This window comes from Sphingopyxis sp. P8, assembly GCF_020622175.1.
Taxonomy (GTDB): domain Bacteria; phylum Pseudomonadota; class Alphaproteobacteria; order Sphingomonadales; family Sphingomonadaceae; genus Sphingopyxis; species Sphingopyxis jiangsuensis.
This window is the reverse complement of record NZ_JACNMK010000001.1, coordinates 1,680,946-1,707,918: the sequence shown is the minus strand read 5'-3', so window position 1 is coordinate 1,707,918 and position 26,973 is coordinate 1,680,946. Positions and strand designations below refer to the sequence as shown.

The following is a 26,973-nucleotide window of genomic DNA, read 5'->3' as shown; positions in this document are numbered from 1 at the left end:
GATGCCTTTGTCGCTCCACCGCTTCCAGCGATTATAAAGCGTCTTCGCCGGGCCATACTCCCTCGGCGCATCGCGCCACCTGAGCCCATTGCGGTTGACGAAGATGATCCCGCTCAAAACCCGTCGATTATCGACCCGCTCGCGGCCATGGCGTTTCGGGAAATACGGCTGAAGACGCGCCATCTGCTCGTCCGTCAGCCAGAATAAATCGCTCAAATTCAGGCTCCTTCGTGGCCGCCTGAATCACAGCGGCCTGATCAAATCAATGGGTCCTGACCCTAAAATGCTGAATTAAAACATATCTGTCCGATGAATGTGATTCCGGCTCGGGTGCGTGAGTGCCGCGCGGGCGCGTGGTCTGTCCACTGGACAATCGCGGGCACCCTACATATATACCACCCGTTATGGAAGTAGAAGCTCCTGCCATTCCCAAGGGTCGGCCGCGCGAATTCTGCGTTGACGCAGCGCTGGCTGCGGCGCTGCGCGTGTTCTGGACCAAGGGGTATGAGGGCACGTCGATGAACGACCTGACCGAGGCGATGGGGATTACCAAGCCCAGCCTCTATGCGGCGTTCGGAAACAAGGAAGCGCTCTTCAACAAGGCGCTCGACCTTTATGAGCGCGAAAAGGCCGATTATATGCGCGCGGCGCTCGAGGCTCCGACCGCGCGTGGTGTCGCCGAGCGGTTGATGTACGGCGCGCTCGACATGCATTGCTGCCCCGACAATCCCGGCGGCTGTTTGGGCGTTATCGCCTCGGTCGCCTGCGGGTCGGAGGCCGAATGTATTCGCGATGCCGTGCTTGCGCGCGGTGCCGCCGCGAAGCGCGCGATGCTCGATCGCTTCGAACAGGCCAAGGCAGACGGCGACCTGCCGCCCGACGTCGAGCCCGAAGGGCTCGCCGCGCTGCTTACGGCGATCAACCAGGGCATGGCGGTGCAGGCGGGCGCCGGCGCGACACGCGCCGAACTCGAACGACTCGTCGAAACCTGCCTCAAGCTGTGGCCGGGACGCTAGAAGAAAAATTTTTACCGCTCGGTATGAAATGCCCTTGACGGTTTCGCTCCCCGTTAATATACCATCCAGTACATAAAGGCTCTCCCCCCGGCTGGCCGTCTTGTGTTTTGAAACGCAAGGCGGCCGGCGAAGGTCTGCCTCGACAATATTGCCTGTGAAGACGTTGCTCGCCGGTTCGCGGACATGCGTCTTTGCCTGCGGCCAATACAGACAGCCCGGGGCAACCGGGCGACGTTCGGGCAGGGCGCGCCCTGTCCGCCATCAAAGAGGATTGCCGACAAGGAATGGGATCGGGGGCGTGCGCCTTCGGTGTTTGAAGCGTGCGCGCCGTGCGGTGTGCGCGACGTGAATCGACAGACAGTGAAGAGGCATCGCCATGACCGTCCATACGCCGATCGAAAAAGTCGACCCCGCCGACGCGCAGGTCCGCCGCGACCTTCGCGACCTGCTCCACCCGCATCGCAAGCGGCGGGCGCTGTGGTTCGGCGCTTTGCTGGTTGTCGCTGCGGGCGCGTGGTGGCTGCTGCGTGCTGCGCCGCCGCCGGCTGTCGCAATGCCCGCACCCGTACTGACCGTCGCTACGCCGCTGTCGCGCGAGGTGACGTTGTGGGACGACTATATCGGCCGTTTCGAGGCCAGCAATTCGGTCGAGGTGCGCCCGCGGGTGTCGGGCGCCGTCACTGCCATCCATTTCACCGACGGACAGATCGTCCGCAAGGGCCAGCCGCTCTTTACTATCGACCCGCGTCCGTTCCGCGCCGCACTTGCCGAAGCGAATGCCGCGGCCGCCAGTGCGCGCAGCGACCTTGCGCTTGCGCGGCTCGAACTGGAGCGCGCGAGTCGTCTCGTCGACGTCGAGGCGGTGTCGCAGAGCGAGATCGACCGGCTGCGCGCGCGTGTGCAGGCGGCTAATGCTGCACTTGCTGCGGCGAATGCACGCATCGCAGCGCGCGCGCTCGATGTCGAATTTGCGACCGTGCGTGCGCCGATGAGCGGCCGCATTTCCGACCGTCTGGTCGATTCGGGCAACCTCGTCTCGGCGGGCGATGCGGGGGGTACCTTGCTCACCACGATCAATGCGCTCGACCCCATCTATTTCACCTTCCAGGGTTCCGAAGCCTTGTTCCTCAAGACCAAGCGCGAGGGCGGCGACAGGAATGCGACGGTCGAGGTGCGGCTTCAGGACGAAAACGACTATCGCTGGAAGGGCCGCCTCGATTTCACCGACAACGGACTCGACCCGCGCTCGGGGACGATCCGCGCTCGCGCGCGCTTCGACAATCCCGACCTTTTCCTGACCCCCGGCATGTTCGGCAACATGCGGCTGTCGACCGGCCAGACCACGCGTGCGCTGCTCGTTCCCGCCGCCGCCGTGCAGACCGACCAGGCGCGCAAGATCGTCTATGCTGTCGGCAAGGACGGAACGGTCGCGGCCAAGCCGGTCGAGACCGGACCCGACATCGATGGGCTGCGGGTTATTCGCTCGGGTCTGACGCCAACCGACCGGGTGGTTATCGCCGGCTATCAGTTTGCGCAGCCCGGTACGAAGGCGGCGACAAAGGCCGGAAAGATCGTAGCAGCGGCACCGAAGCAGGTGGCCGATGCCAGCGAGCCGGTGTCGTCGCAGGCAACGTTTGCGAGGTAGTCATTCGTCATCCCGGCGAAGGCCGGGATCTCAACGGAGCATTGATCGTCCACGTCCAGATCCCGGCCCTCGCCGGGGTGACGGGAGGATTTGAGGCGCCAACTTTCGAATATCAGACAGGGGCTCTCCCATGCGCCTATCACGCTTCTTCATCGACCGGCCGATCTTTGCGGCCGTCATCGCGGTGATCATCACCATCGTCGGCGCGGTCGCCTATATCGGGCTTCCGGTGTCGCAATATCCCGACATCGTCCCGCCCACGGTGACGGTGCAGGCGAGCTATCCGGGCGCTTCGGCCGAGACGGTTGCCGACACGGTCGCAGCGCCGATCGAGCAGGAAATCAACGGCGTCGACAATATGCTCTATATGAGCAGCCAGTCGACCGGCGACGGCAATGTCACGATCACGGTCACCTTCAAGACGGGGACCGACCTCGATGCGGCGCAGGTGCTCGTGCAGAACCGCGTCGCGATCGCGACGCCGCGGCTGCCCGAAACAGTGCAGCGGCTGGGCGTGGTAACGCGCAAGACTTCGCCCGACTTCCTGCTGATTGTCAACCTGGTGTCGCCCGACAAGTCGCTCGATCGCGCCTATATCTCCAATTACGCCCTCACCCAGCTCCGCGACCGGCTCGCGCGCCTCGACGGCGTCGGCGACGTGCGGCTTTTCGGGTCGCGCGACTATGCGATGCGCGTGTGGATCGACCCCGGCCGCGCCGCCGCGCTCGACCTGACCGCAGGTGAGATCGTCGCGGCATTGCGGCGCGAGAATGTCCAGGTCGCGGCGGGCACGTTGGGCCAGCCGCCCTTTGCGGGCGGCAGCGACTTCCAGCTCAACGTCGAAACGCAGGGGCGCCTAGCCGATCCCGCCGAATTCGCCAATGTCGTGATCCGCAGCGATGCCGATGGGCGACAGGTGCGCGTATCCGACGTTGCACGCGTCGAACTCGGCGCGGCGGATTATAACAGCAATACCTATTTGTCGGGCGATCCGACCGTGATCCTCGCGACCTTCCAGCGGCCGGGGTCGAACGCGCTTGCCGCCGCGCAGGCGGTCGAGGCCGAAATGGAAGCGGCGTCGAAAAGCTTTCCCAAGGGCCTCGAATATCGCGTCATCTATAACCCCACGGAGTTTATCGCCCAGTCGATCGACGCGGTGATGGACACGCTGGTCGAGGCGGTATTCCTCGTCGTCATCGTCATTTTGGTTTTCCTGCAAAAATGGCGCGCGGCGATCATCCCGGTGCTCGCCATTCCCGTGTCGCTGATCGGGACCTTCGCAGTGCTTGCGGCGGTCGGCTATAGCCTGAACAACCTTTCGCTTTTCGGGTTGGTGCTTGCGATCGGGATTGTCGTCGACGATGCGATCGTCGTCGTTGAAAATGTCGAGCGCAATCTGGAAAAGGGCATGTCGGCGCTCGAGGCGGCGCGCACCTCGATGGACGAGGTGTCGGCGGCGCTTGTCGCGATCGTGCTCGTGCTCTGCGCGGTGTTCGTGCCGACGCTGTTCCTCACCGGCCTGTCGGGCGCTTTCTATCAGCAGTTTGCGGTGACGATCTCGACCGCGACGATCATCTCGCTGATCCTCTCGCTCACCCTGTCGCCGGCGCTTGCCGCCATCCTTCTGAAGCCGCACGCTGCGCCGAAAGAGGAAAATGCGATGCTGCGCGCCGTCCACCGCGCGGGCGATGCGTTCAATCGCGGCTTCGAACGGACGGCCGCGGCCTATGCGCGCCTGACCGCGCGGCTCGTGCGCGCGCCGAAGAAGGTGATGGCGGCCTATGCTGCGCTGATCGCCGCGACGGCGGGGCTGTTCTGGGCGACGCCGACGGGGTTCATCCCGGCGCAGGACCAAGGCTATTTCCTGGTCGTCGCCAAGCTTCCCTCGGGCGCGTCGGTCGAACGCACCGACGCGGTGCTGCAGAAGGTGGCGCAGCGTGTGCTTCCGGTCGAAGGCGTGCTGGGATCGGTGATGCTCGCGGGCTTCGACGGCCCGTCGCAGACGCTCGCGCCCAATTCGGCCGCCGCCTATTTCCCGCTCAAAAGCTTTGAGGAGCGCAGGAAGCTCGGCGTGACGCTTGACGAGATCATCGGTCAGGCGCGGGCGAACACTGCCGACATTACCGAGGCGCAGATCGTCATCATCCCGCCGCCGCTGATCCAGGGGATCGGCTCGGCGGGTGGCTATCGCATGGTCGTGCAGGACCGCGGCGGGCACGGATATGCCGAACTCGCCAAGGTGTCTGGCGACCTTATCGGCAAGGCGAACGGAACGCCGGGGCTGATGAACGTCTTCACCTTCTTCGACCCGACCAACCCGCGTGTCTATGCCGACATTGATCGCGCCAAGGCGAACATGCTCGGCGTTCCGCCCGAACGGGTATTCGAGGCGCTGCAAGTCTATCTGGGCTCGGCGTTCGTCAACGACTTCAACCTGCTCGGGCGCACCTATCGCGTTACCGCACAGGCCGACGCACCCTATCGCCAGACGGTGTCCGACATCGCCAATCTCCATACCCGGTCAAATTCGGGCGCGATGGTGCCGATCGGTTCGGTCGCCAATTTCGAGGACCGCACGGGGCCGTATCGCGTGACGCGCTATAACCTCTTCCCCGCGGTCGAGATCGACGGTGACACCGCCCCCGGTTCGTCGTCGGGCGCCTCGCTCACGTCGATGGAAAAGCTTGCGTCGGAAACACTGCCCGCGGGCTTTGGCACCGAATGGACCGGTATCGCCTTCCAGCAGAAGGCGGCGGCGAATACGGCGGGGATCGTGTTTGCCTTGGCGGTCTTGTTTGTCTTCCTCGTGCTCGCGGCCCAATATGAAAGCCTCGTGCTGCCGCTCGCGATCATCCTGATCGTGCCAATGTGCCTGCTCGCGGCGATGATCGGCGTGAATCTGCGCGGCATGGACAATAATGTCCTGACGCAGATCGGGCTCGTCGTCCTGATCGCGCTGGCGGCGAAGAATGCGATCCTGATCGTCGAGTTCGCCAAGCAGGCCGAGGAGCAGGACGGGCTGTCGCCGATCGAAGCGGCGGTGCGCGCGGCCCGCGACCGCCTGCGCCCGATCCTGATGACGAGCTTTGCTTTCATCCTCGGCGCGGTGCCGCTGCTCATCGCGAGCGGAGCGGGCGCCGAGCTGCGGCAGGCGCTCGGCACCGCGGTCTTCTTCGGGATGCTCGGCGTGACCGCGTTCGGGCTGATCTTCACCCCGACCTTCTATGTCGTCTGCCGCGCGCTCGGCGACTGGATCGCGCAGCGGCGCGGCGGACGCGGCAGCTCGGCCGCACTTCCGGTCGCGGCCGAATAAGGAGAATGACGATGACCCTCCGCACTCTCGCCGCCGCCGCTTCGGCGCTCGCGCTCGCCGCCTGCGCGGTCGGTCCCGACTATAAGGCACCGCAATCGGCCTCTGCCCCCGCCGCAACCGGGTCGTTCGTTGCGGCGAGCAGCCCGGCGGTGTCGCTGGCGCCGGTCGCAGCCGACTGGTGGCGTCTCTACGACGACCCCGTGCTCGACGGCCTCGTCCGCGACGCGCTCGCCGCGAATACCGACGTGCGCGTCGCGGTCGCCAACATCGCGCGCGCGCGCGCTGGATTGCGCGGCGCCGGTGCCGACCGCCTGCCGCAGGGCCAAATTGGCGCTGGCGCGCAATATGGCCGCAGTCCCGAAGCCCAGCGCGCGCCGGGCGCGCCGCGCGAGGATTGGGCGGTCGATGTCGGCATCGGCGTGTCGTATGAGGTCGATCTCTTCGGTCGCGTGAGCCGCTCGGTCGAGGCCGCGCGCAGCGACCTTGCCGCTGCCGAAGCCGATGCCGAGGCGGTGCGCGTCGTCGTCGTCTCCGACACGACGCAGGCCTATGCCGATGCGGCGTCGGGCGCGGCGCGGCTCGGCGTCGCGCGCCGCATCGTCGACCTGCTCGACCAGCAGGTGAACCTTACCGATCGTCGGAAGGAGGCGGGCCTTGCCACCGGGCTCGACCTTGCGCGCATCGCGACGTTGCGCGACCAGCGCGCTGCCGACATTCCGGCGATCGAGGCCGAGCGCCAGGCCGCGCTCTTCCGCCTTGCGACCTTGACCGGCCGCACGCCGTCCGAACTGCCCGCTATCGCCGGCGAACGGGCGATCGGCCTCGAGATCACCGACCCGATCCCAGTCGGTGACGGGGCGGCGCTGTTGAAGCGTCGCCCCGACGTCCGCGCCGCCGAACGCCGCCTCGCCGCCGATACCGCGCGCATCGGCGTTGCGACCGCCGATCTTTATCCGCGCATCACGCTCGGCGCGTCGGCGGGATCGACCGGATCGGGCTTCGGCGACGTGTTCGGCGGCGGACCGCTGCGCTGGTTGCTCGGCCCGCTCATCAACTGGGCCTTCCCCAATCAGGAACCCGCGCGAGCGCGCATCGCGGCGGCGGAGGCGGGGACGCAGGCGTCGCTTGCGCGCTTCGACGGGACGGTGCTGCGCGCGCTCGAAGAGACCGAGACGGCACTCTCCTCCTATGCCCGGTCGCTCGAACAGCGGCAGGCGCTACGCGCCGCGCGCGACCAGTCCGAACGCGCGGCGCGCATCGTGCGCGCCAAGCGGGCAGAGGGCGCAGCCGACTCGCTCGAATGGCTCGATGCCGAACGCACCTTTGCCGAGGCGGAGGCGGTGCTCGCTGCGCAGGACGCGCAAATCTCGCGGCGCCAGATCGCTTTGTTCCGCGCACTTGCCGGCGGCTGGTCGAGCTGATCGCCAGCGCTTCGACAGTCCGCGCTTAATCGCCGCGACGCGCGCGCTACTCGCGGGCTGAGCGACCTCGCGGGTCATCGTTTACGCCAACTTTACCACTCCTGTTGCATGACATTTGCGAATGTTTGCGACTGGGGATGAATGATGGACAGCATGCGCGGGCTGGTTTCGGGCAGCCACGGCCAGGAGGACGCAGCCATCGACGCCCCGCCGATGGTGGGAGTCGACGAACGGCGGATGCAGGTTCGCGCCTATAATTATTGGGCGTCGCTGCTGGGCGATCGCGCCTATCCCTCGGTCGAGGACCTCGACCTCGAAGGCGCCGATTTCGGCGGCAATGCCGTGCTGCTCGATTTCACGCAGGGCATCGAAAATCCGGGAATATCCTTCCTCGGCTACCGGCTTCGCGACGAATCGCAAATCGACGAAGACGTCAATTACATCAACCAGATACCCGGGCGCTCGCTGCTGTCGCGGCTGACCGACCATTATCTCCAGATCATCGCGAACCGCGCGCCGATCGGATTCGAAGCCGAATTCGTCAACGATCGCGGCACCACCATCATGTATCGCGGCATCCTGCTGCCCTTTTCGTCCGACGACGATACGATCGATTTCATCATGGGCGTCATCAACTGGAAGGAAGCCGTCGCTTCCGACGTCGATGCCGAACTGCAATTGTCGGTCGAACAGGCGCTACGCGCCGCGGCGCCGCTCTCTGCCCCCGTTCCGGTGTGGGCCGACGGCCCCGACTCCGAACATATCGACGATGACGCGGGGCCCGGTTTCGCCGCGCTCGCCGACGATAGCGATGCCGACGAAGCCATGCTGCTGACCGAAACCGCCGAAGATGCGGTTGCAGAACCGGTGGCGGACGATGCGGAAACCGAACCCGGCGACGACGCCGGCCTTGCCGACTGGCTTGCCGCGGCGCGCGAAACCGCCGAGCGCGCGGTCGCCGCCGACAGCCGCAGCCGCACCGCGCTCTATCGCGCGATCGGCATGGCTTGGGATTTCGCGCTGGTCGCCGAACGGCGTCCCGACGACTATGCCGAACTGCTCGACGATGCGGGATTGAAAGCACAGGACCGCGCGCCGATGACGCCGATCGTCAAGCTCGTCTTTGGCCCCTCCTATGACAAGACGCGCCTTGCCGAATATGCCTGCGTGCTCGGCCATGCAAAAGACGAGGGCGTCGGGCGCGGCGAACTGGCGTCCTATCTCGACAGCTATCCGGGCGGACTCAAGGGCGTCGTCAAGGATGTTCGCGCGCGCCGCAAACCGTCCGACGCCAAGGTCGACGACGAAGCCGTCCTCGATGCGCTTCGCAGCGCACAGCCGGCGTTGATCCTCGAACATGAGGCGGGCGAGGCCGAGTTTGTGGTGCTGATTGCGCGCGCGATGCCCGGCGGCCATATCGGAATCGTCGCGAAGGCGGCCGACGACAAGGCGCTCGTCGCGCGGCTTGCGAAGAAGGCGATCCCGATCGCCCCCGCGCCCTGACGCGACCGCGTAACAGACAATCCTAAAGTTGAAATATTTTTACGCGGTGTCGCTCGCAGGGACTTGAGCCGCGCGCGTAGCAGGAGCATAGGGGCCAGACCGAACGGGGCTGCCGATCGTCGGTAAAAGCCCCGTCACACCTTGGTTCGGGATGCGTCACCCTATGCCCCAGAATGAGTCCGATACCGCCGAAGTCGAAGCCTCGGCGCCAGCCACCGATGTTCCCGCAAAAATTGCCAAAGCCTTTGAAGCCGCGCTGAAAGGCAGCGCGCTGCCCGGCGAAGGCGACGACCTCGGCAAGACGGCGCTCGCCGAAGCCGGTGTTTTCGTTGCGCGTGCTTCGCTTGCTCGGGCAAAGGGGCAACCGTCGCTCCTCCTTGAACCGATCGAGGCTGAGGGGACCGACCGCCGGATGCGCCTTGCCGTCGTGAACGACGACATGCCCTTCCTTGTCGATTCGACCTCGCAGATTGCCGGCGCGCAGGGGCTGGTCGTGCATCGCATCCTCCACCCTGTCGTTTCGGTATCGCGCGACGACGCCGGGCGATTGGTCGATGTCGACGCGAAGAAGATGTCCGATCCTGCCCGCGAATCGGTGATCTATATGGAGCTTGAGCGCGGTGACGCGCGCGCGCGACGGCGTCTCCTCAATGCGCTTCAATCGGCACTTGCAGATGTCCGCGCGGCCGTGTCCGACTGGAAGGCTATGCGGGCCGCGATGCTCGCCGACGCTGCGATGCGCTGCGAGGACGAAGGGGCAGAGTTGCTGCGCTGGTTCGAAGGCGGGGCGATGACCCAACTCGGCCACGAATGGCGGACGCGGGACGGCGAGGCGCAGGATGCGCTCGGCGTGGCGGCGTCGGCCGACGGCGAACTTCTGTCGCCGGCCGGGCTCGAGGCGGCATTTAAATGGTTTGAAAAAGGCGGGAAGGCTCCGCTGCTCATCAAGTCCAATCGTCTGTCGTCGGTCCATCGGCGCGTCCTGCTCGATCTGGTCATCGTCCCCGAAATGAAGGGGAAGGCGATCGAACGTCTGTCGATTCACGCAGGCCTGTGGACCAGCGCCGCGTTGTCGGCGCGTCCCGACAAGGTGCCCGTGCTGCGTGCCGCGCTCGACGCGCTGATGGCCAAGTTCGACTTTGATCCGACCGGCCACGCGGGCAAGGCGCTGGCGCACGCGCTCACCGCGCTGCCGCACGACCTCCTTATTGCCTTCGACGCCAAGTCGCTCGAGGATCTCGCGCTGACGTCGATGTCGATTACCGACCGGCCGCGCCCGAAGCTGGTGACGGTGCGCAGCGCGCTCGGCCGCCATTTGTTCGTCTTTGTCTGGTTGCCGCGCGACGAGGTGTCCACCGGCCGCCGCCTTGCGGTCGAATCGATGCTGGTGCGCGAGGCGCGCGCGGGCGTGATCGGCTGGACGATGGTGCTCGAGGACGGAGGCGCGGCGCTGCTCCGCTTCACGCTCGACCTCAGGAGCGGCGGGGTCGTCCCCGACGCCGATGCGCTCAACCTGCAACTCGAACAGATGGTGCGCGGCTGGCAGCCAGAGGTCGAGGGCGCGCTCGCGCGGCGCGGCGATCCGGCGCGTGCGGCGGCGCTTGCGTCGCGATTTGCGCCGCTGTTTCCGCCCAATTACCGCAACCTGTATAACCCTGAGGAAGCGGCACGCGACATTTTGCGGCTGCGCGATCTCGACGCCGACAAGCCGCGCACGGTACGGCTTGCGCGCAAGAGCCTCGACGGCGACGACCGTCTGCGGCTCAAAGTCTATAGCGCGGTCGGCCCGCTCGCCTTGTCCGACGTCGTCCCCGCGCTCGAACATTTCGGCTTCGAGGTGCTCGAGGAGATCCCGACCGTCCTCGGCACCGGACGTCCTGCGGGCGACGACGCCGACAGCGAGCCCCCGATCGTCATTCATGACTTCACGCTGCGTATTCCGGCGTCGGTCGACGAAAAGGCGTTGCTGCCGCACGCCGAGGTTATCGAGCAGGCAATCGTCGCGGTGCTCGATGGCGCGGCAGAGAATGACGCGTTCAACGAGCTGGTGCTCGTCACGCAGACCGAGCCGCAGGCGATCGTCTGGCTGCGCGCCTGGTTCCGTTACCTGCGTCAGGGCGGTTCGGCCTATGGGATGGACACCGTCGTCGCCGCGTTGCGCCACGCGCCCGCGCTGACGAACGCGATGATCGCGCGGTTTCGCGCATTGCATGACCCGGAAGCGCACGACCAGGCTCGCGCCGCGGCGCTCGAGGCTGAAATCCAGACGGGCTTTGCGGGCATCAAGGCGATCGATGACGACCGTATCCTGCGGTTGTTCAACGCGGTCATCGGCGCGACGCTGCGCACCAACGCCTTTGCGCCCGCCGCCGCCGAGGCGCTCGCCTTCAAGATCGACTCGAGCCAGATTCCCGGCCTGCCTAAGCCGCTTCCGTGGCGCGAAGTGTGGGTCTATTCGCCGCGCGTCGAGGGCGTTCACCTGCGCGCCGGCCCGGTCGCGCGCGGCGGGCTGCGCTGGTCCGACCGGCGTGACGACTTCCGTACCGAAATCCTCGGGCTGATGAAGGCGCAGCGCGTCAAGAACGCCGTCATCGTGCCGACCGGCGCGAAGGGCGGCTTCTATCCCAAGGCGCTGCCCAGCGTGGTCGAAAATCGCGATGCCTGGTTCGCCGAGGGGACCGAATGCTATCGCATCTTCATCCGTTCGCTGCTGTCGATCACCGACAATATCGTCGGCGGCAAGGTCGTGCATCCCGCGGGCGTGACGATCCTCGACGGCGACGATCCCTATTTCGTGGTCGCCGCCGACAAGGGAACCGCGACCTTCTCCGACGTCGCGAACGGTCTTGCGATGGAACGCGACTTCTGGCTCGGCGACGCCTTCGCAAGCGGCGGGTCGAAGGGCTATGACCACAAGGCGATGGGCATCACCGCCAAGGGCGCGTGGGTTTCGGTCCAGCGCCACTTCGCCGAAATGGGCATCGATGTGCAGAGCGACACGATCCGCGTCGCGGGCTGCGGCGACATGTCGGGCGACGTGTTCGGCAACGGCATGCTGCTGTCGAAGGCGATCAAGCTCGTCGCGGCGTTCGACCACCGCCATATCTTCCTCGACCCCGACCCCGATCCGGCGAAAAGCTGGAAGGAACGCGCGCGCATGTTCGCGCTGCCGCGGTCGAGCTGGGACGATTATGACAAGAAGCTGATCTCGAAAGGCGGCGGGGTGTTTCCGCGCAGCCAGAAAAGCATTCCGCTGACCCCCGAAGTCAAGGCAATGCTGGGGGTCGACGTCGATGCGACGGACCCGAGCACGCTGATCTCCGCCATCCTCAAGGCACCGGTCGACCTCCTCTGGTTCGGCGGTATCGGCACCTATGTGAAGGCGGCGAGCCAGAATAATGCCGAGGTCGGCGACCCCGCAAACGATGCGCTGCGCGTCGATGCCGAGGATCTGCAAGTCAAGGCGATCGGCGAGGGCGCGAACCTTGGCGTCACGCAGGCGGCGCGCATCGCCTTTGCGGCGAAGGGCGGGCGGATCAACACCGACTTCATCGACAATAGCGCCGGCGTCGATTGTTCGGACAATGAGGTCAATATCAAGATCGCACTGAATCGCGAGATGGTCGAAGGGCGTCTCGGTCAGGAGGATCGCGACGCGCTGCTGGTGCGGATGACCGACGATGTGTCGGCGCTCGTACTCGAGGATAACAGGCTTCAGGCGCTCGCGTTGTCGATTGCCGAAAAGGGCGGCGCGGCGGCGGTTCCGTCGCTCGTGCGGATCATGGAGACGTTCGAGGCAGCGGGTCGGCTCGACCGCAAGGTCGAGGGGCTCGCGGTCAACGACGATCTGCTCCGCCGCTCGCAGGAAGGCCGCGGGCTGACGCGCCCCGAACTCGCGGTGCTGCTCTCGACCGCCAAGCTCGCGCTGCAGGACGCGATCGAAGCCAGCGACCTTCCCGACGATCCCGCTCTTGCAGCCGACCTCGCCGCTGCTTTCCCTGCGGAAATGCAGCGCGACTTTGCCGGGGCGATCGAGGGCCACCAGCTACGCCGCGAAATCATCGCGACCAAGCTGGCGAACCGTATCGTCAACCGCATGGGTATCGTCCATCCGTTCGAACTGGTCGAAGAGGAAGGCTGCGCGCTCGGCGACGTCGCTTCTGCCTTTGTCGCGGTCGAGCGGCTGATGGGGATGCAGGCCATCTGGTCAGCACTCGACGCCGCGGCGATCGACGAGGCGATCCGCCTGTCGCTTTTCGGCCAGGCCGCTTCGGCGATGGCCTCGCAAATGGCCGACCTGCTGCGCGTTGCGCCCAGCGGCGCCCAGCCTGGACCGCTCGTTGCGCGGCTCGCACCGGGGGTCGAGCGTCTCACCGCGCGAGTCGACAGCCTGCTCGGCGAATCGGTGCGCCGCCAGTGGGAGGTGCTCACCCAGCAATTGCTCGAAGCGGGGGCGCCGGACGCGCTCGCGGCGTCGGTCGTGCGGCTGTTCAAGCTCGACGGCGCGATCGGCATCGTCGATCTTGCCGAACGGCGCGGCGACGACGAGGTTTCGGTGACGCACGCCTTCACCCACCTCGGCGAAGCTTTGGGGCTCGACTGGGCGCAGACGCTGGCCGCGCATATGAGCCCGAGCGACCCGTGGGAGCGGCTGCTGGTCAACAGCCTTGCGCGCGACTTCCAGCAGATGCGGCTGACCTTCCTCGGCAGTTTACCTGGGGGTGAACTCGACGCGGCGGTAACGCAGTGGCTTGCCGAACACGCCCCGCGCGTCGCGCAGTTCCGCGGTACGATCGACCGTGCGCGCACGATCGCCAGCCCCAATGGCGCGATGCTTTCGCACATTGCGGGGCAGGCGCGCGGGTTGCTGGGGCGGTAGGTGCCCTACCAGCCGCGCGTCGCGATCCTCGTCCCGGCGCCTGACTATCCCGAGAACTGGCGTCCGGCCTTTGCGCGCAAGGCCGCGGCGCTGAACGGCGCAGGGCTGGCGGTCGACGAGCACGTCTGGACCGCGCCGGGCGATCTGGCGGGTTTCGACCTTGTCCTGCCGCTTTTCGCCTGGGGTTACCAGCGCGATGTCGCGCGCTGGTATGAACTTCTCGGCGATTTCGAGGCTTCTGCGCGGCACGTTATCAACCCTGTCGCGCTCCTCCGATGGAATAGCGACAAGGCCTATCTGCGCGATCTGGAAGCCAAAGGCGTCGCAATCGTTCCCACGGTCGAGGTCGCAGCGCTCGACGATGCGGCGCTCGACGCCGCGCGTGTGGTGTTGGGTGGGGAGGAGGTCGTGATCAAGCCCGCGATCTCGGGCGGCGCCGACGGGACGCACCGCCTCGGCCCCGGCACTCCGATTCCGGTCGATGCGACGGGACAGCGCAGGCTCGTCCAGCCGATGATGCGCGGCGTGCTCGACAGCGGCGAGTTTTCGCTTTTCTATTTCGGCGGGCGCTTCAGCCACGCGGTCGTCAAAAGGCCTGCCACCGGCGATTTTCGTGTTCAGGAACAATTTGGCGGTCGCGAAACGGCATGGGAGGCGAGCGCCGAAGCGCACGCGCTCGCCGACGCCGCGCTCGCTGCCGCACCCGTCGCCCCGGTTTATGCGCGGGTCGACATGGTCGCCGACGGTGCGGGCAGGCTTCACATCATGGAGCTCGAACTGATCGAGCCCTCGCTTTTCCTGCATCATGCGCCCGACAAGGGCGCGGCCTTTGCCCGCGCGATCTACGCCGCGCTCTGACCGGCGCGGCGCTGCCACAGCCATTGGCGGATTGCCGAGGTGAGGTTGGGCGGCACGTCGGCGTCCATGCGGTCGACATCGATCCTCGCGACGAGTGCGTTGACTGGCAGGCCGAGCCGCTCGGCCTCTACCTCCAACGCACTCCAGAACATCGGCTCAAGACTGATCGAGGTCGGATGCCCGGCAATGGTGACCGAGCGCTTTACCGGGGGGTGAAGGCCGCCCGGCACCTCAATACATATGCTGCCCACCGTTGATCGACATCGTCGATCCGGTGACGAAGCCCGCATCCTCGCTGCACAGAAAGGCGACGCCGCGCGCGATTTCCTCGGCGTGGCCAAGGCGGCCGACCGGGATTTTCGCGACGATCTTTTCGAGCACTGCAGCGGGCACCGCTGCGACCATGTCGGTGTCGATATAGCCCGGCGCGATTGCGTTGACGGTAACGCCCTTCTTCGCGCCTTCCTGCGCGAGCGCCTTGGTGAAACCGTGGATGCCCGATTTTGCGGCGGCATAGTTGACCTGGCCGTACTGCCCCGCCTGCCCGTTGATCGACCCGATGTTGACGATGCGCCCCCAACCGCGCTCGACCATGCCAGGGAAACAGGCTTTCGCCATGTTGAAACAGCCGCCGAGGTTGACGCGCATCACGTCGTCCCAATCGGAATGGCTCATCCGCGCGAGCGTGCCGTCGCGGGTGATGCCAGCATTGTTTACGACGATGTCGACCGGGCCGACCTCTTCGGTCACCCGCGCGCAGCCGTCGAGGCACGCCTGATGGTCGCCGACGTCCCATTTAAACGCCTTGATCCCGGTGCGCTCGGAAAACTCGCGCGCCTTTTCGTCATTGCCGCCATAGTTGGCGACGACGGTGACTCCCATGTCCTTGAGTGCGAGGCTGATCGCCTCTCCGATCCCGCGGCTGCCCCCGGTGACAATTGCAACGCGTGTCATGAATCAATCTCTCCCAGTCCGTTTCATCCTGATTAGGACGGGGCCAAGGGAGCAGCAAGTTGACCGGAACGTCAACCGCAATGCTATTCAGCGCGGCGCAGCATCCTGACGCGGGAAAAATTGCCCGCAGCCAGGTCGGATTTTCGGATCGCGACGATTGCGCCATTCCCTGTCGCAGCGCTGCGGTTGAAAAGTGCGCTGGCGGGAAGATGCAACAGAATGGCGTCGAAGTCGGCATCGAAACTGGGAACAAAGCCGCCGGCTCTTCCGCCCAGCACGACCGTCTCGGCCGCGACCATTCGCTGCCATTCGGGCTCGAGTGCGGCGCGCAGCGGTTCGGGGAGTCGATTGCGATCGGCGCACCAGGCGTGTTTCGCATGATCGGCTAGCAGCGCCCGCCAGTCGTCGACCCACAGATCGGCGGCCGGATGGTGACGCGTGAGCGGCAGTTCGAGCGTTTCGACCAGATCCTCGCCGGTTTCTGGGTCGGTGTGCGTGACGACCTCGTTCCAGCGGATCGTCTGCAGCCCCTCCATCACCGCCGTAGCCCCCGCGGCGGTGAAGCTGCCCTGTCCAGCGCTTTCGCGCACGACGGCGATGATTTCGCGGATGCGCGCGTCGGCGGACCGGTTGGCGACCGCGGCGTCTGCGACCGCCTGCGCCAGCTCGTCGCTGGCATCGGCGGGCGCCACGCCATCGACGTCAAGCCGGTCGCGCCGGCTTTCGAGAAGGCCGATCATCGCCGTCAGGCTGTCCCAGTCGAAAGGGTGGAAGGCAGGATCGGCAACGTCATAGGCTTCGGTGCTTGCGTCGGCGACGTCCGAACACAGCGCCACGTGTCCGTTGACCTGATCGATGGGCCATTCGGGGAATGCGCGGCGTGCAAAGCCCCCAAGGCCGGGTCCGGGCGGCGACCAGAACGCGCCGACCGGGTGCGGCGGATCGCGCGGCGGACCATCCTCGGCAAGATGGAGCACCGCAGGTGCTCCGCTGTCGGGATTGGCGAAAAAGGCGAGCCAGCCCGAGCGGGGGCCGACGCCGTCCCAGATCATCGGTGGCAATGCGGCGCAGGAAATCTGTGCAAGGAAATCGCCCTCGCGACCGTCGACCTTCGGCCACTCCATCGTTTCAGGGAGGCGGGGGCGCCCGCCGAGCCAGCTGTGAATCGGCGCGTCGCCGTGCGGCGGGAAGCGCGGCGCGAAAGTGGCCGAAGTTGCCGCGCAGCGTTCAGGCGTGGGCAGGTTGGCCGCAGCTTCTGCCTGTAGCGCCACCGCCTCGATCAGCTCATCGGCGGGCACTTCGGGCGCAGCGGTTGTTTCCGACCCCTCTTCGCTGAGGGCGGGAGCCGGAATTTCCGGTTCGAAGGCCGAGGAAACGTAGGCAACCGCCGGCTCGACCGGCGACGGGTTTTCGGTGACTTCCCGGGCAGTCGCAGCGGTGTCGGCGGAAGAAGCGGTGCCGGGTTGTGGTGCGTCGTCAAATTCGGCTTCGGGAAGCGGGGCAAGCGGCGCCGAGCCGCTGACGCGGGCCAGCCGTGCCGGGGCGATTTCCACCTCTTCGACGTCCGGATCCCGGCGCCGCAACTTTGCCAAACCGCCCCCTATGCCGAGGCGCGGAGCTTTGGGCCCTGCATGCTCGACCTTTGGCCTGCGAAACCACCAGACGAGCAGGACGACCGCGAGAAAGGCCAGAGTGAACAAGGCGAGCCGCAAGGCCGCCGCTTCGATGTCACTCATTCATTGATCTCCAGACCTGTCCAGCAGTCGCCATTCCGGCGCCATACCGGATCAGTCTAGATCAAGGTTCTAAACAGCAGGTAAGCGACAGGCCGGTTAGAGCCAGCCTGAAAGTTCGCGCCGGACGAGGTTTTCGAGCATCGTCATGCCGTCGCCGCTGTCGTTAAGGCACGGGAGATAGGCGAATTTCTGCCCGCCCGCCGCGACAAATTGTTCGCGCCCGCGGATCGCAAGTTCCTCCAGCGTTTCGAGGCAGTCGGCGGAGAATCCAGGCGCCACGACAGCGACGCTTTTGCCTTCACGGCCGAGCGCCTCGATCCGTGCGTCGGTCGCGGGTTCGAGCCATTTGGCGCGCCCGAAGCGCGACTGGAACGCGACTTCGACCGGGCGGCCGAGCGCTTCGGACAAAAGTCGCGCCGTCTTTTGGCAATGGCAATGATAGGGATCGCCCAAATGCAGTGTGCGCTCGGGCATGCCGTGAAAACTCGCGAGCAGCACGTCGGGAGCGAAATCGAGCGCCGCCAGCTGCGCCCGAACCGAGGCGGCAAGCGCCGCAATATAGGCCGGGTCGTCGTGATAGGGCGGCAAATAGCGCAGCGTCGGTTGCCAGCGCAGCGTCGCGAGATGCGCGCCGACCGCGTCGACCACGGTCGCGGTCGTCGCGGCACAATATTGCGGATAGAGCGGCGCGACGAGGATGCGGCGGCAGCCTGCGGACATCAGCACGTCGAGCGCGGATCCGATCGCGGGCTCGCCGTAGCGCATGGCGTGCGCCACGCGGATGTCCGGGCCGAGCATCGTCTGCAGCGATGCCGCTTGCGCCTGCGTCACCGCGGCAAGCGGCGATCCGGCATCGGTCCACACCTGTGCGTAGGCGCGCGCCGATTTTCGTGGGCGCGTCGTCAGGATGATTCCGCGCAGGATCGGTTGCCACAGGAGTGCCGGGATTTCGACGACGCGGCGGTCGGACAGGAACTGCTTGAGATAGCGGCGCACCGCGCGCGGCTCGGGCGCATCGGGCGTGCCGAGATTGACGAGCAAGACGCCGACCTGCGACGGCGTGACGGGAGGATGGCCGGACGGGAGCGTCATAGCGGATGCGCCGACAGCGGCAGGCGGCGGATGCGGCGGCCGGTTGCGGCGAACATCGCATTGGCAATGGCCGGGGCGACAACCGGAACGCCGACTTCGCCGAGTCCGCCGGGGTCGCGGTCGCTGTCGACAAATTCGACGATGATCTCGGGGCATTGCGAAAGGCGCGGCAGGCCGAGCTGGTGGAGCTTGCGCGCGGTCGCGACGCCGCCTTCATAATCGGTGGTCGCCCCGACCGCGGCGGCGAGGCCGAAGACCAGCCCGCCCTCGACCTGCTGGCGCGCGACCGCCGGATTGACGAGGCGCCCCGCGTCGACCACCGCCACAAGCTGTTCGACCTGCAACCCCCTGTCACTCTGCCGTGCGGTCGCCATCAGCGCGATGTGGCTGCCGCGCATCGAATGGCAGGCAAGGCCTTGCGCCGTGCCGGCAAGCCCGCCCTCCCAGCCGCCGAGGCTGGTTACGGTCAGCAGGCAGCGTGCGAGCAAGGGCGCATCGCCGAGCATTGCCATGCGATAGGACAGGGCATCGGTCCCGGCGCGCGCCGCGAGTTCGTCGATGAAACATTCGGTGAAAAAGGCAGTGTAGCTGTCGGCATTGCCGCGCCAGCGCGCCGTCGGCAGGCCGATGTCGGCAGGACAATGATCGACGGCAAAATGCGGAATCGCATAGCGCGCGGCCGCCCCCTCGACCGCGGCGGCATCCGGGCGCCCGACCGAGGCGCGCTGCGCTTCGTCGGCGGGCCTGTTGTCGAACAGGCGCGCGCGGACTTCATGGTTGGTCGACGGAACGGCGATGCGCGTGACCAGTGCGTCGAGACCCCCGGCGGCGTTGAGCGTCGCGGACAGTTTCGCCCGCGCCGGTGCGCGCGGGGCGACGCGCATGATTTCCTCGGCGCGCGACCAGGCGAGCTGGACCGGCCGCTTTATCTCGCGCGCGATGATCGCCGCCTGCACCGCGACACTATGGTCAAGGCAGGCGTCGAACGAGCCGCCCGCCATCATCGGAAACAGCGTCACCGCATTTTCGGGCAGGCCGGTCGCGCGTGCGATGGCGTCGCGGCACTGCGTCGGTGCCTGCGTCGCGACCCAGACGCGGATGCCGTCGCCGTCGGGTGCAGCGGTCGCGGTGCGCGTCTCGATCGAGGCGTGGAGCGCCGGGGCGACAAGAAATTCGGCAGTCAGTTGCCGCCGCCCCTCCATTGCTTCGGCGACGTCGCCCTTGCTCGCGACACGATAGCCGTCGCCGTCCAGCGCCGCGACCAGCGCTGCATCGATCATATCGTTCGAGATCGGCGCGCCTTCGGTTTCGAATGTCGGCGCAAAGCGGTCGAGCGCGCGGTTCGCCGCCCACCAGTTGCGCGCGACCGTCGCGATCCAGCGCTCGTGCGTGACGATATGGAGCAGGCCCGGCGACGCCATCCCCGCCTTGCGGTCGATCGATTTGAGCCGCGTCGCGCCAAGCGGCCCCTGACGGATCGCGGCGTACACCATATCGGGAAGCCGGATATCGCCGGCGTAATTGGCCGATCCGTCGATCTTGGCCGGAAGGTCGAGCCGCGTCAGTTCCTTGCCGTAGAGCGGATCGGCGCTGCTGGCGCGATAGACGGGTTCGGCTGGCGGATCGAGCGTCGCTGCCTCGGCGGCGAGGTCGCCGAAGCGCAACCGCTTGGTGCCGAGCGTGACGAATCCGTCCTGCGTATCGCATTCTTCCCAATCGGCATCCCAGCGCCGCGCCGCCGCCTTCATCAGCAAGGCCCGCGCCTGCGCCGCAGCGTCGCGGCACGGCCCTTCGAACATCCGCACCGACGACGAGTTCGCGGTAAGCATGACGGCGTTGCGCACCGCCCATTCGCGGCGCACCCACGACCGCACATCCTGCACGGCGTCGGGGACGCCGCTGCGCGGGGTGAAGGTCGCGCTGTCCTCGTCGACGAGCAGGGTGTTGGCATAGATCGGGCTGATCGGCGCGGTCTCGACCGCGATCGTGCGCCAATCGGCGCCGAGCTCGTCGGCCATGATCTGCGGCAGCAGCGTGGTGACGCCTTGGCCCATCTCGCACTGTGGGACGATCGCGCTGATATGGCCGTCGTCGCCGATCTTCAGAAAGGCGTTGAAGACATGCTCGTCGGGCGCGGCGGTGAGGTTCGGGCCGTAGGCGCGCGGCCATAGTGCCCATGCAACGGCAAGCCCGCCCGCGGCGGTTGCGCCGACGAGGATCGAACGGCGGCTGACGTGCGGCAGGCGCGTCTTGCCTTTCCCAACCTTGTCGCGGATGCCGGTCATGCCCGCTGCTGATAGTCAGCGCGAGTCGGCGTGGCAAAGCCTTTCGCTCACCAGCCCCAGGGTGCCGGCGGCGGCGCGACGGGCTGACTATAGTCGAAGGCGACACGGAACAGGCGGCCCGCGCGGCGCAGCTCGTAAACATAGCCGGCGTCGGTCGTCTCGATCGCCCAGACATTTGTTGTCGATACGCTGCGCCCCGTTCGTTCGAACAGTTCGATCGACTCGGCATCCACCGGAAATTCTTGCCGGATTGCGCTTTCCGGCGTCAGCGTGTCGCCACCATACATCGTTACCTCGTCCGCGCTGCCGTCGGCGTGGCGATGGTCGTGCTTCAGCCGGAGGCCCGTCGCGGTTCGCGTGACAATCCATGTGCGCGAACGATCCCAGCCGCCGTCATCGGCCATCCCCGCGATGTGAAAGGGGATTTCGATGCGGTCGGGGGTGCAGCGGCGGACATGCATCACCATTTGCTTCCCCCGCATCGCGGCGTCCGCCTCCTGTTCCGAAACGAGCTGGCCGGCATAAGCCTTGCCGCAATGGGCCGTCAGTGCCGCAAAAAAGGCGTCCTGCGGGTCGGTCGCCGCTTGCGTCGACGCGCAACCGGCAAGGCCGACGGCAGTAGCGAGGAGCGCGATGAACCTCAACGCAGGAGCCCGAGCCGCGGAATTTCGACCTTGGGGCAGCGGTCCATTACGACGGTCAGTCCGGCTTTTTCCGCGCGCCCGGCCGCCGCTTGGTTGACGACACCCATCTGCATCCACACGGCCTTGGCACCGTGGACGATCGCTTCGTCGACCACGCCGCCTGCGGCTTCGCTGTTGCGAAAGATGTCGACGATCTCGGCGGGCGGTTCGACGTCGGCGAGGCTCGCGACGACGGGGGCGCCGTGGATTGTCGATCCGGCATGGCCGGGGTTCACCGCGATCACATCATGCCCCTGCGCGACGAGGAAGGCGAGGACGCCGTTCGACGGACGCGCGGGATTGGGCGACGCGCCGACCACCGCGATGCGGCGCGACTGTCCCAGCAGGTCGCGGATTTCGCCTTCGTCGTTGATCGCCATATTCAGCCCTTTCGTGCGTCCAGCCAGTCCGCGACCTTCGCGGCTATCGCATGGAACACCTCGCCCTGCGGGTCGGTTCCGGCCGCCGGGGGCACGCCGCCGTCGCTGGCGAGGCGGATGCCCATCGACAAAGGAACACGGCCGAGGAAGGCAATATCCATCTGAGCCGCCGCTGCCTCGGCGCCGCCGCTGCCGAAGGGGTCGCTTGTTTCGCCACAATGCGGGCAGGCATAGCCCGCCATATTCTCGACCAATCCGATAATCGGAACGTCGGCCTGCTCGAAAAAGCTGATCGCGCGCGTCGCATCCATCAGCGCGAGGTCCTGGGGAGTCGAAATGATAACCGCCCCTGCGGGTTTGTGTCGCTGGATCATCGTCAACTGGACGTCGCCGGTGCCGGGGGGCAGGTCAACAACCAGCGTGTCGATCTCGCCCCAGCTCGCATCGACAAGCTGCTCGAGCGCCTTGCCCGCCATCGGGCCGCGCCACGCGATCGCCTGTCCCGGCGCCGCGATCTGCCCGGTCGAGAGCATCGGCACGCCATAGGCATTGGGGACGGGAACCAGCTTGGGCCCGCGCGCCTCCGGCTTGACGCCTTCGCTGTCCATCAGGCGTGGCTGCGAGGGGCCATAGATGTCGGCGTCGACCAGCCCGACCTTCACCCCGCGCCGCTGAAGCGCGACCGCGAGATTCGCCGCGAGCGTCGATTTGCCGACGCCGCCCTTGCCGCTGCCGACGGCGATCAGCGTCAGCCCCTTGCGCTCGGCGGTCATCGCGACGCGTACCGCGGTGACGCCCGGCCTTGCGAGCATCGCGTCGCGAAGTTTGTCCTCAAGCGGTTTGCGGTCGCTTTCGGCAAGCCCCGTAACGTCGAGGATGATGGCGAGCGTTCCGTCTTCGTCGAGGAAGCGCAGGCCCGAGGCGCGGCCGCCGGTCAGGTCGGCCGCGATGCTGGCAAGGGGAGCGGTATCGGTCATGTCCCGCGCAGATAGGCATGGTTTGCGCGATTGCCACCCATTTTCGCTTGCCCCCCTGTTAATCGCGCGCGTCCTCCCTATAAAAGCAGCATGAGCAACGATAATGAAGGCAGTATGAGACGCCGCGCGCCAGAGGGCTTGCGGCAATTTTTCCATCAGATCAGCCAGATGGCCAAGAGCCCGTGGGGGAGCGGCCCGAAGGGTGGCGGTGACGACAAGGGCGACGACGACGGCAAGCGGCCCGGCCCGCGCAACCCGTGGGTGACGCCCGATCCGATCGACATCAGCCGCGGCCGCAAGCCGCGCGGTCCCTCGGCGCTCGACGAGCTGCTCCGCAAGGGGCGCGGCGGCTTCGGCGGCGGCGGATCGGGCGGGGGCGGCGGCCTCAACTTCGGCGATTCGGCGCGGATGTGGAAATGGGTCGTCGGAGCCGTCATCCTCATCTGGATCGCCTTCACGTCCTTTCACATTGTTCCGCCCGAGAAAGAGGGCGTCGTCACCCGTTTCGGCAGCTATACGCGGACCGTCCCGCCGGGGGTCAAGCTGACCTGGCCTGCGCCGATCGAGCGGATTCGGCTGGAGGATGTGCGGGCGATCCGCACGATGGCGATTGGCTCGCCCAATGCGACCGACGAGAATTTCGTCCTGACGCGCGACCAGAGCATCGTAGATCTCGCTTATGAGGTTCGGTGGTCGGTACGCGATCCCGAGCTGTTCTTCTTTCAGCTTGCAGATCCTGAAGGCACGATCCGCGAAGTTGCCGAAAGCGCTATGCGCGCGACCGTCGCCAATTTCGACCTCGTCCAGGCGATCGGCCCCGGCCGCGTCGAAATCGAAGCGCAGGTGCAGCGCCGCATGCAGGAATTGCTTGATCAATATCGCGCCGGCGTGCTGATCCAGGGCATCGCAATCCGCCAGGTCGACCCGCCGAGCCAGGTCGATGAGGCGTTCAAGGAGGTGACGGCGGCGCGGCAGGAACGCGAATCGGCGATCAACCTTGCTCGTGCCTATCAGCAACAGGTGCTGGAACGCGCGCGCGGCGACACGGCGGCGTTCGACAAGATCTACGAACAGTACCGGCTTGCGCCTGGCGTGACGCGCCAGCGCCTTTACTATGAAACGATGGAGCAAGTGTTGTCGAACGTCGACAAGACCATTGTCGAAGCGCGCGGGGTGACGCCCTATCTGCCGCTCGATCAAGTTCAGCGCCGGATAACGGCGGTGCCCGACGCGCCGAAGGGAGGCCAGTGATGTTTCGATCGCTTTTGGCCAATCCGGTCCGGTTGCTTGTTGCCGGCGTCGCCCTGCTCGTCATCCTGTCGCAGACGCTGGCCATCGTGCCCGAAGACCGGCAGGCGCTGATTCTGCGCTTCGGCGAGATTCAGGGGACGGTAAACCGTTACAAACCGAACGAGGAGTTCGGCGAGTCGGGTGCCGGTCTGGCGATGCGGATGCCCTTCGTCGACGGCATCCAATTTATCGACAAGCGCATCCTCGGCATCAACATGGAACGCCAGCAGGTGCTGTCGACCGACCAGCAGCGGTTGCAGGTCGATGCCTTTGCGCGTTTCCGCATCACAAATCCGGTGCGCATGTACACCGCGATCCGTACCGAAGAGCGGTTGCAGCAACAGCTGGCGACGATCCTCGGCTCGTCGCTGCGTAACGAGCTTGGCAAGCGCACTTTCGCGACCTTGCTTTCGCCCGAACGCGGCGCGGTGATGGACAATATCCAGGTCGCGCTGAACCGCGAGGCACAGAAATATGGCGCCGAGATTATCGATGTGCGGATCAAGCGCGCCGACCTCCCGCTGGGGGCGACGCTGGAGGCCGCATACAACCGCATGCGCACGGCCCGACAGCAAGAGGCGATAGCGATCCGTGCCGAAGGGCAAAAGGAAGCGCAGATCATCCGCGGCAGCGCGGACGGCGAGGCCGCGCGCATCTATGCCGAAAGCTTTGGCAAGGATCCCGAATTTTACGACTTCTACCGCGCAATGCAGAGTTATCGACAGACCTTCCTCGGTGAGAACAACCAGGGCGGAACGTCGATCATCCTGTCGCCGGAAAATGAATATCTGAAACGTTTTCGCGGGAACTGATGCCGACATCGACGATGAACGGTTCGTGCAAGAGCCGTTCATGTTCAAATGGCGTTCAGCCGCAGGGCGCCAGATAACCGGCGCCGGGGTCCGCGGGTTTCCGTAAGATTCGTAAGAGAAGAGGATTTGCGATCGTGCGTTATGTTTATGGCATCACTTCGGCTTTGCTGGTCGGTGGCTCGGCGCTGGCGCTGGTCACCCAGTCGCCCGTCGGCGCCCAGGTCGCGCAAAATGAGTCGAGCGAAATCGCGCGCGCCGTCCCCCGGTCGGGCGCGCCCGAAAGCTTTGCCGACCTTGTCGAGCAGCTTCAGCCTGCCGTGGTCAATATCTCGACCAAGCAGGAGGTGACGCTCGGCGTCCGCCTCAATCCCTTTGCCGGAACGCGCGAGCCGATCACGCAGGAACAGCAGGGCGGCGGATCGGGCTTCCTGATCTCCAGCGACGGCTATATCGTCACCAACAATCATGTGATTTCGGGCGGCCCGCGCGGCGAGGCGGTCAACGAGGTCACGGTGACGCTGACCAACCTCAAGGAATATAAGGCGAAGATCGTCGGTCGCGACGCCGCGTCCGACCTTGCGCTGCTCAAGATCGAGGCTTCTGGCCTGCCGTTCGTCAAATTCGCCGACAGCAGCCGGGCTCGCGTCGGCGACTGGGTCGTCGCGATCGGCAATCCGCTCGGCCTCGGTTCGACGGTCACGGCCGGGATCATCTCGGCGGTTCAGCGCAACATCGGGCAGGGCGGCGCCTATGACCGCTATATCCAGACCGATACCGCGATCAACCGCGGCAATTCGGGCGGCCCGCTGTTCGACCTTCAGGGCAATGTCGTCGGCATCAACAATATGCTGATCTCGCCCGTCGGCGCGAATATCGGCGTGAACTTCGCCATCCCCGCCGAAGCGGCGATTCCGGTCATCGACGCGCTGCGCGCTGGCGAGCGTCCGCAGCGCGGCTATCTGGGCGTTGCGATCGGTCCGGTGAGCGAGGATATGGCCGACGCGCTCGGGCTGCGCAAAGATCGCGGCGAATTGATCCAGCGCGTCGAAGAAGGGCAGGCCGCTGCCAAGGCCGGACTGCGGCGCGGCGACGTCGTGACCAAGGTCAACGGCAGGGAAGTGACGCCGCAGCAGACGCTGTCCTACATCGTCGCCAACATCAAACCCGGGACGCGCATCCCGCTCGAGGTGGTTCGCGACGGCAAGACGATCACGCTCAACGTTGTCGTGGGAACGCGGCCGCCCGAGGAAGAATTGGCGGGCAGCAATTTCGACCCCGAAGCCGAACAAACGCTTCCGGACGATCCGGCGGGCAGCGGCGACCAGGCGGTGCAGGAGCGGCTCGGAATGGCGGTTCAGACGGTCACCCCGGACATTGCACGCGCGATTGGCGTCGACACCGCCACCAAGGGACTGGTCATCGCAGCGGTCAGCGGCAGCAGCGATGCGGGCCGCAAAGGCCTGCGCCGCGGTGATGTCATCCTTAGCGCAAACGACAAGCCCGTCGCCTCGGCCGACGCGCTCGCCGCCGTCGTCGAAGAGGCGAAGCGCGCGGGCCGCGGAGCGGTGAAGCTCGAGATCCTGCGTCGCGGCGTGCCGCCGGGGTTCATTGCGATTCGCATCGCGGGCTAAGGCCGGTCGATATTGATGAAGGGCGCCGCGCCGGATTCCGGGCGGCGCCCTTTTTCATTTGCGAGCAACGCACGATGTTCCTATTATGTTCCGATAGGTGAGTCGGGAGAATGACGATGATCGGATATGTGACGCTGGGCACCAACGACCTTGCCAAGGCCGCGCCCTTCTATGACGCGCTGACCGCCGAACTTGGCGTGCCGCGGATGATGGAATTCGACGGGTTCATCGCGTGGGGCAAGGAAGGCGGGGGTGCCGGTATCGGCCTGACCAAGCCGTTCGACGGCAATGCGGCGACGGTCGGCAATGGCGTGATGGTCGCGCTTGCGGCGAAGGACAAGGAACAGGTCCAGCGGCTCTACGACATTGCGCTCGCCAATGGCGGCACCTGCGAAGGCCCCCCGGGACCGCGCGGCGACACTTTCTACGCTGCCTATTTCCGCGATCTCGACGGCAACAAGCTCAACGCCTTTGTGATGGGCTGACGAAGGGCGCCGC

The 26,973-nt window shown here is 66.2% G+C and carries 20 protein-coding genes; 11 read left to right on the top strand and 9 right to left on the bottom strand.

Translation table 11 applies throughout. The annotated features are described in order from the left end of the window. Positions 1-216, bottom strand: a 216-nt coding sequence (locus H7692_RS08425) for a transposase (RefSeq protein WP_227340029.1), incomplete at its 3' end; no start/stop codon positions are given. A gap of 188 nt (positions 217-404) precedes the next feature. Between H7692_RS08425 and H7692_RS08420 the strand changes: the two genes are divergently transcribed. The 7 genes from H7692_RS08420 (at position 405) to H7692_RS08390 (ending at position 14,635) form a co-directional block, all read left to right on the top strand. Further along, positions 405-1,016, top strand: coding sequence for a TetR/AcrR family transcriptional regulator (locus H7692_RS08420; RefSeq protein WP_201928776.1), 612 nt, complete (start codon positions 405-407; stop codon positions 1,014-1,016). A gap of 376 nt (positions 1,017-1,392) precedes the next feature. After that, the gene (locus H7692_RS08415) at positions 1,393-2,661 is read left to right on the top strand and encodes an efflux RND transporter periplasmic adaptor subunit (RefSeq protein ID WP_222135380.1); all 1,269 of its coding nucleotides are present in this window, start codon (positions 1,393-1,395) and stop codon (positions 2,659-2,661) included. Between the two features lie 130 nt (positions 2,662-2,791). After that, positions 2,792-5,974, top strand: a complete 3,183-nt coding sequence (locus tag H7692_RS08410) for an efflux RND transporter permease subunit (RefSeq protein WP_222135381.1) — start codon at positions 2,792-2,794, stop codon at positions 5,972-5,974. Positions 5,975-5,985: 11 nt separating this feature from the next. Further along, complete coding sequence (locus H7692_RS08405; protein ID WP_227340028.1) at positions 5,986-7,395, top strand: efflux transporter outer membrane subunit; 1,410 nt, start codon at positions 5,986-5,988, stop codon at positions 7,393-7,395. 144 nt (positions 7,396-7,539) lie between these two features. Next, positions 7,540-8,898: a hypothetical protein gene (locus H7692_RS08400; protein WP_222136335.1), complete on the top strand. Its 1,359-nt coding sequence runs from the start codon at positions 7,540-7,542 to the stop codon at positions 8,896-8,898. Positions 8,899-9,061: 163 nt separating this feature from the next. Beyond that, positions 9,062-13,777, top strand: coding sequence for an NAD-glutamate dehydrogenase (locus tag H7692_RS08395; RefSeq protein ID WP_222135383.1), 4,716 nt, complete (start codon positions 9,062-9,064; stop codon positions 13,775-13,777). Further along, positions 13,778-14,635, top strand: a complete 858-nt coding sequence (locus H7692_RS08390; protein ID WP_222135384.1) for an ATP-grasp domain-containing protein — start codon at positions 13,778-13,780, stop codon at positions 14,633-14,635. Here the strand turns inward: H7692_RS08390 and H7692_RS08385 are convergent. The 8 genes from H7692_RS08385 to H7692_RS08350 form a co-directional block, all read right to left on the bottom strand. Next, a complete protein-coding gene (locus tag H7692_RS08385; RefSeq protein ID WP_201928783.1) occupies positions 14,620-14,925 on the bottom strand; it encodes a ribbon-helix-helix domain-containing protein in 306 nt (101 codons plus the stop codon). The two genes, H7692_RS08390 and H7692_RS08385, sit on opposite strands and share 16 nt — an antisense overlap. After that, positions 14,867-15,589, bottom strand: a complete 723-nt coding sequence (gene phbB, locus H7692_RS08380; RefSeq protein ID WP_201928784.1) for an acetoacetyl-CoA reductase — start codon at positions 15,587-15,589, stop codon at positions 14,867-14,869. Before phbB ends, H7692_RS08385 begins: the two co-directional genes overlap by 59 nt. Before the next feature lie 83 nt (positions 15,590-15,672). Next, positions 15,673-17,325 carry a DUF1963 domain-containing protein gene (locus H7692_RS08375; protein ID WP_222135385.1) on the bottom strand — a complete coding sequence of 551 codons (1,653 nt, stop codon included), beginning with the start codon at positions 17,323-17,325 and terminating at the stop codon, positions 15,673-15,675. A gap of 96 nt (positions 17,326-17,421) precedes the next feature. After that, positions 17,422-18,417 carry a ferrochelatase gene (hemH, locus tag H7692_RS08370; protein WP_222135386.1) on the bottom strand — a complete coding sequence of 332 codons (996 nt, stop codon included), beginning with the start codon at positions 18,415-18,417 and terminating at the stop codon, positions 17,422-17,424. After that, positions 18,414-20,702 carry a xanthine dehydrogenase family protein molybdopterin-binding subunit gene (locus H7692_RS08365; RefSeq protein WP_222135387.1) on the bottom strand — a complete coding sequence of 763 codons (2,289 nt, stop codon included), beginning with the start codon at positions 20,700-20,702 and terminating at the stop codon, positions 18,414-18,416. Before H7692_RS08365 ends, hemH begins: the two co-directional genes overlap by 4 nt. Before the next feature lie 47 nt (positions 20,703-20,749). Further along, on the bottom strand, positions 20,750-21,346 hold the full coding sequence (locus tag H7692_RS08360; RefSeq protein ID WP_222135388.1) for a hypothetical protein: 597 nt from the start codon (positions 21,344-21,346) through the stop codon (positions 20,750-20,752). Next, positions 21,343-21,765: a CoA-binding protein gene (locus tag H7692_RS08355; protein WP_222135389.1), complete on the bottom strand. Its 423-nt coding sequence runs from the start codon at positions 21,763-21,765 to the stop codon at positions 21,343-21,345. The genes H7692_RS08360 and H7692_RS08355 overlap by 4 nt, the downstream gene beginning before the upstream one ends. A 2-nt stretch (positions 21,766-21,767) precedes the next feature. After that, a complete protein-coding gene (locus H7692_RS08350; RefSeq protein WP_314816677.1) occupies positions 21,768-22,742 on the bottom strand; it encodes an Mrp/NBP35 family ATP-binding protein in 975 nt (324 codons plus the stop codon). A gap of 90 nt (positions 22,743-22,832) precedes the next feature. On the opposite strand from H7692_RS08350, the gene hflK reads away from it, so the two are divergent. The 4 genes from hflK to H7692_RS08330 all read left to right on the top strand — a co-directional run bounded on the left by hflK (position 22,833) and on the right by H7692_RS08330 (position 26,960). Then, positions 22,833-23,993 (top strand): protease modulator HflK, encoded by a 1,161-nt coding sequence (gene hflK, locus H7692_RS08345; protein WP_222135390.1) that lies wholly within the window; start codon positions 22,833-22,835, stop codon positions 23,991-23,993. Next, positions 23,993-24,844, top strand: coding sequence for a protease modulator HflC (gene hflC, locus H7692_RS08340; RefSeq protein WP_201928791.1), 852 nt, complete (start codon positions 23,993-23,995; stop codon positions 24,842-24,844). Before hflK ends, hflC begins: the two co-directional genes overlap by 1 nt. Positions 24,845-24,978: 134 nt before the next feature. Next, positions 24,979-26,475 (top strand): trypsin-like peptidase domain-containing protein, encoded by a 1,497-nt coding sequence (locus H7692_RS08335; RefSeq protein ID WP_227340026.1) that lies wholly within the window; start codon positions 24,979-24,981, stop codon positions 26,473-26,475. A gap of 116 nt (positions 26,476-26,591) precedes the next feature. Next, positions 26,592-26,960 (top strand): VOC family protein, encoded by a 369-nt coding sequence (locus H7692_RS08330; RefSeq protein ID WP_201929083.1) that lies wholly within the window; start codon positions 26,592-26,594, stop codon positions 26,958-26,960. Positions 26,961-26,973: the final 13 nt, after the last annotated feature.

Excerpts from the sequence above, each read along its gene's own strand:
- H7692_RS08420 (WP_201928776.1), top strand. The coding sequence starts at position 405 with ATGGAAGTAGAAGCTCCTGCCATTCCCAAGGGTCGGCCGCGCGAATTC.
- H7692_RS08415 (WP_222135380.1), top strand. The coding sequence starts at position 1,393 with ATGACCGTCCATACGCCGATCGAAAAAGTCGACCCCGCCGACGCGCAG.
- H7692_RS08410 (WP_222135381.1), top strand. The coding sequence starts at position 2,792 with ATGCGCCTATCACGCTTCTTCATCGACCGGCCGATCTTTGCGGCCGTC.
- H7692_RS08405 (WP_227340028.1), top strand. The coding sequence starts at position 5,986 with ATGACCCTCCGCACTCTCGCCGCCGCCGCTTCGGCGCTCGCGCTCGCC.
- H7692_RS08400 (WP_222136335.1), top strand. The coding sequence starts at position 7,540 with ATGGACAGCATGCGCGGGCTGGTTTCGGGCAGCCACGGCCAGGAGGAC.
- H7692_RS08395 (WP_222135383.1), top strand. The coding sequence starts at position 9,062 with ATGCCCCAGAATGAGTCCGATACCGCCGAAGTCGAAGCCTCGGCGCCA.
- H7692_RS08385 (WP_201928783.1), bottom strand. The coding sequence starts at position 14,925 with ATGCGGGCTTCGTCACCGGATCGACGATGTCGATCAACGGTGGGCAGC.
- phbB (WP_201928784.1), bottom strand. The coding sequence starts at position 15,589 with ATGACACGCGTTGCAATTGTCACCGGGGGCAGCCGCGGGATCGGAGAG.
- H7692_RS08375 (WP_222135385.1), bottom strand. The coding sequence starts at position 17,325 with ATGAGTGACATCGAAGCGGCGGCCTTGCGGCTCGCCTTGTTCACTCTG.
- hemH (WP_222135386.1), bottom strand. The coding sequence starts at position 18,417 with ATGACGCTCCCGTCCGGCCATCCTCCCGTCACGCCGTCGCAGGTCGGC.
- H7692_RS08365 (WP_222135387.1), bottom strand. The coding sequence starts at position 20,702 with ATGACCGGCATCCGCGACAAGGTTGGGAAAGGCAAGACGCGCCTGCCG.
- H7692_RS08355 (WP_222135389.1), bottom strand. The coding sequence starts at position 21,765 with ATGGCGATCAACGACGAAGGCGAAATCCGCGACCTGCTGGGACAGTCG.
- H7692_RS08350 (WP_314816677.1), bottom strand. The coding sequence starts at position 22,742 with ATGACCGATACCGCTCCCCTTGCCAGCATCGCGGCCGACCTGACCGGC.
- hflK (WP_222135390.1), top strand. The coding sequence starts at position 22,833 with ATGAGCAACGATAATGAAGGCAGTATGAGACGCCGCGCGCCAGAGGGC.
- hflC (WP_201928791.1), top strand. The coding sequence starts at position 23,993 with ATGTTTCGATCGCTTTTGGCCAATCCGGTCCGGTTGCTTGTTGCCGGC.
- H7692_RS08330 (WP_201929083.1), top strand. The coding sequence starts at position 26,592 with ATGATCGGATATGTGACGCTGGGCACCAACGACCTTGCCAAGGCCGCG.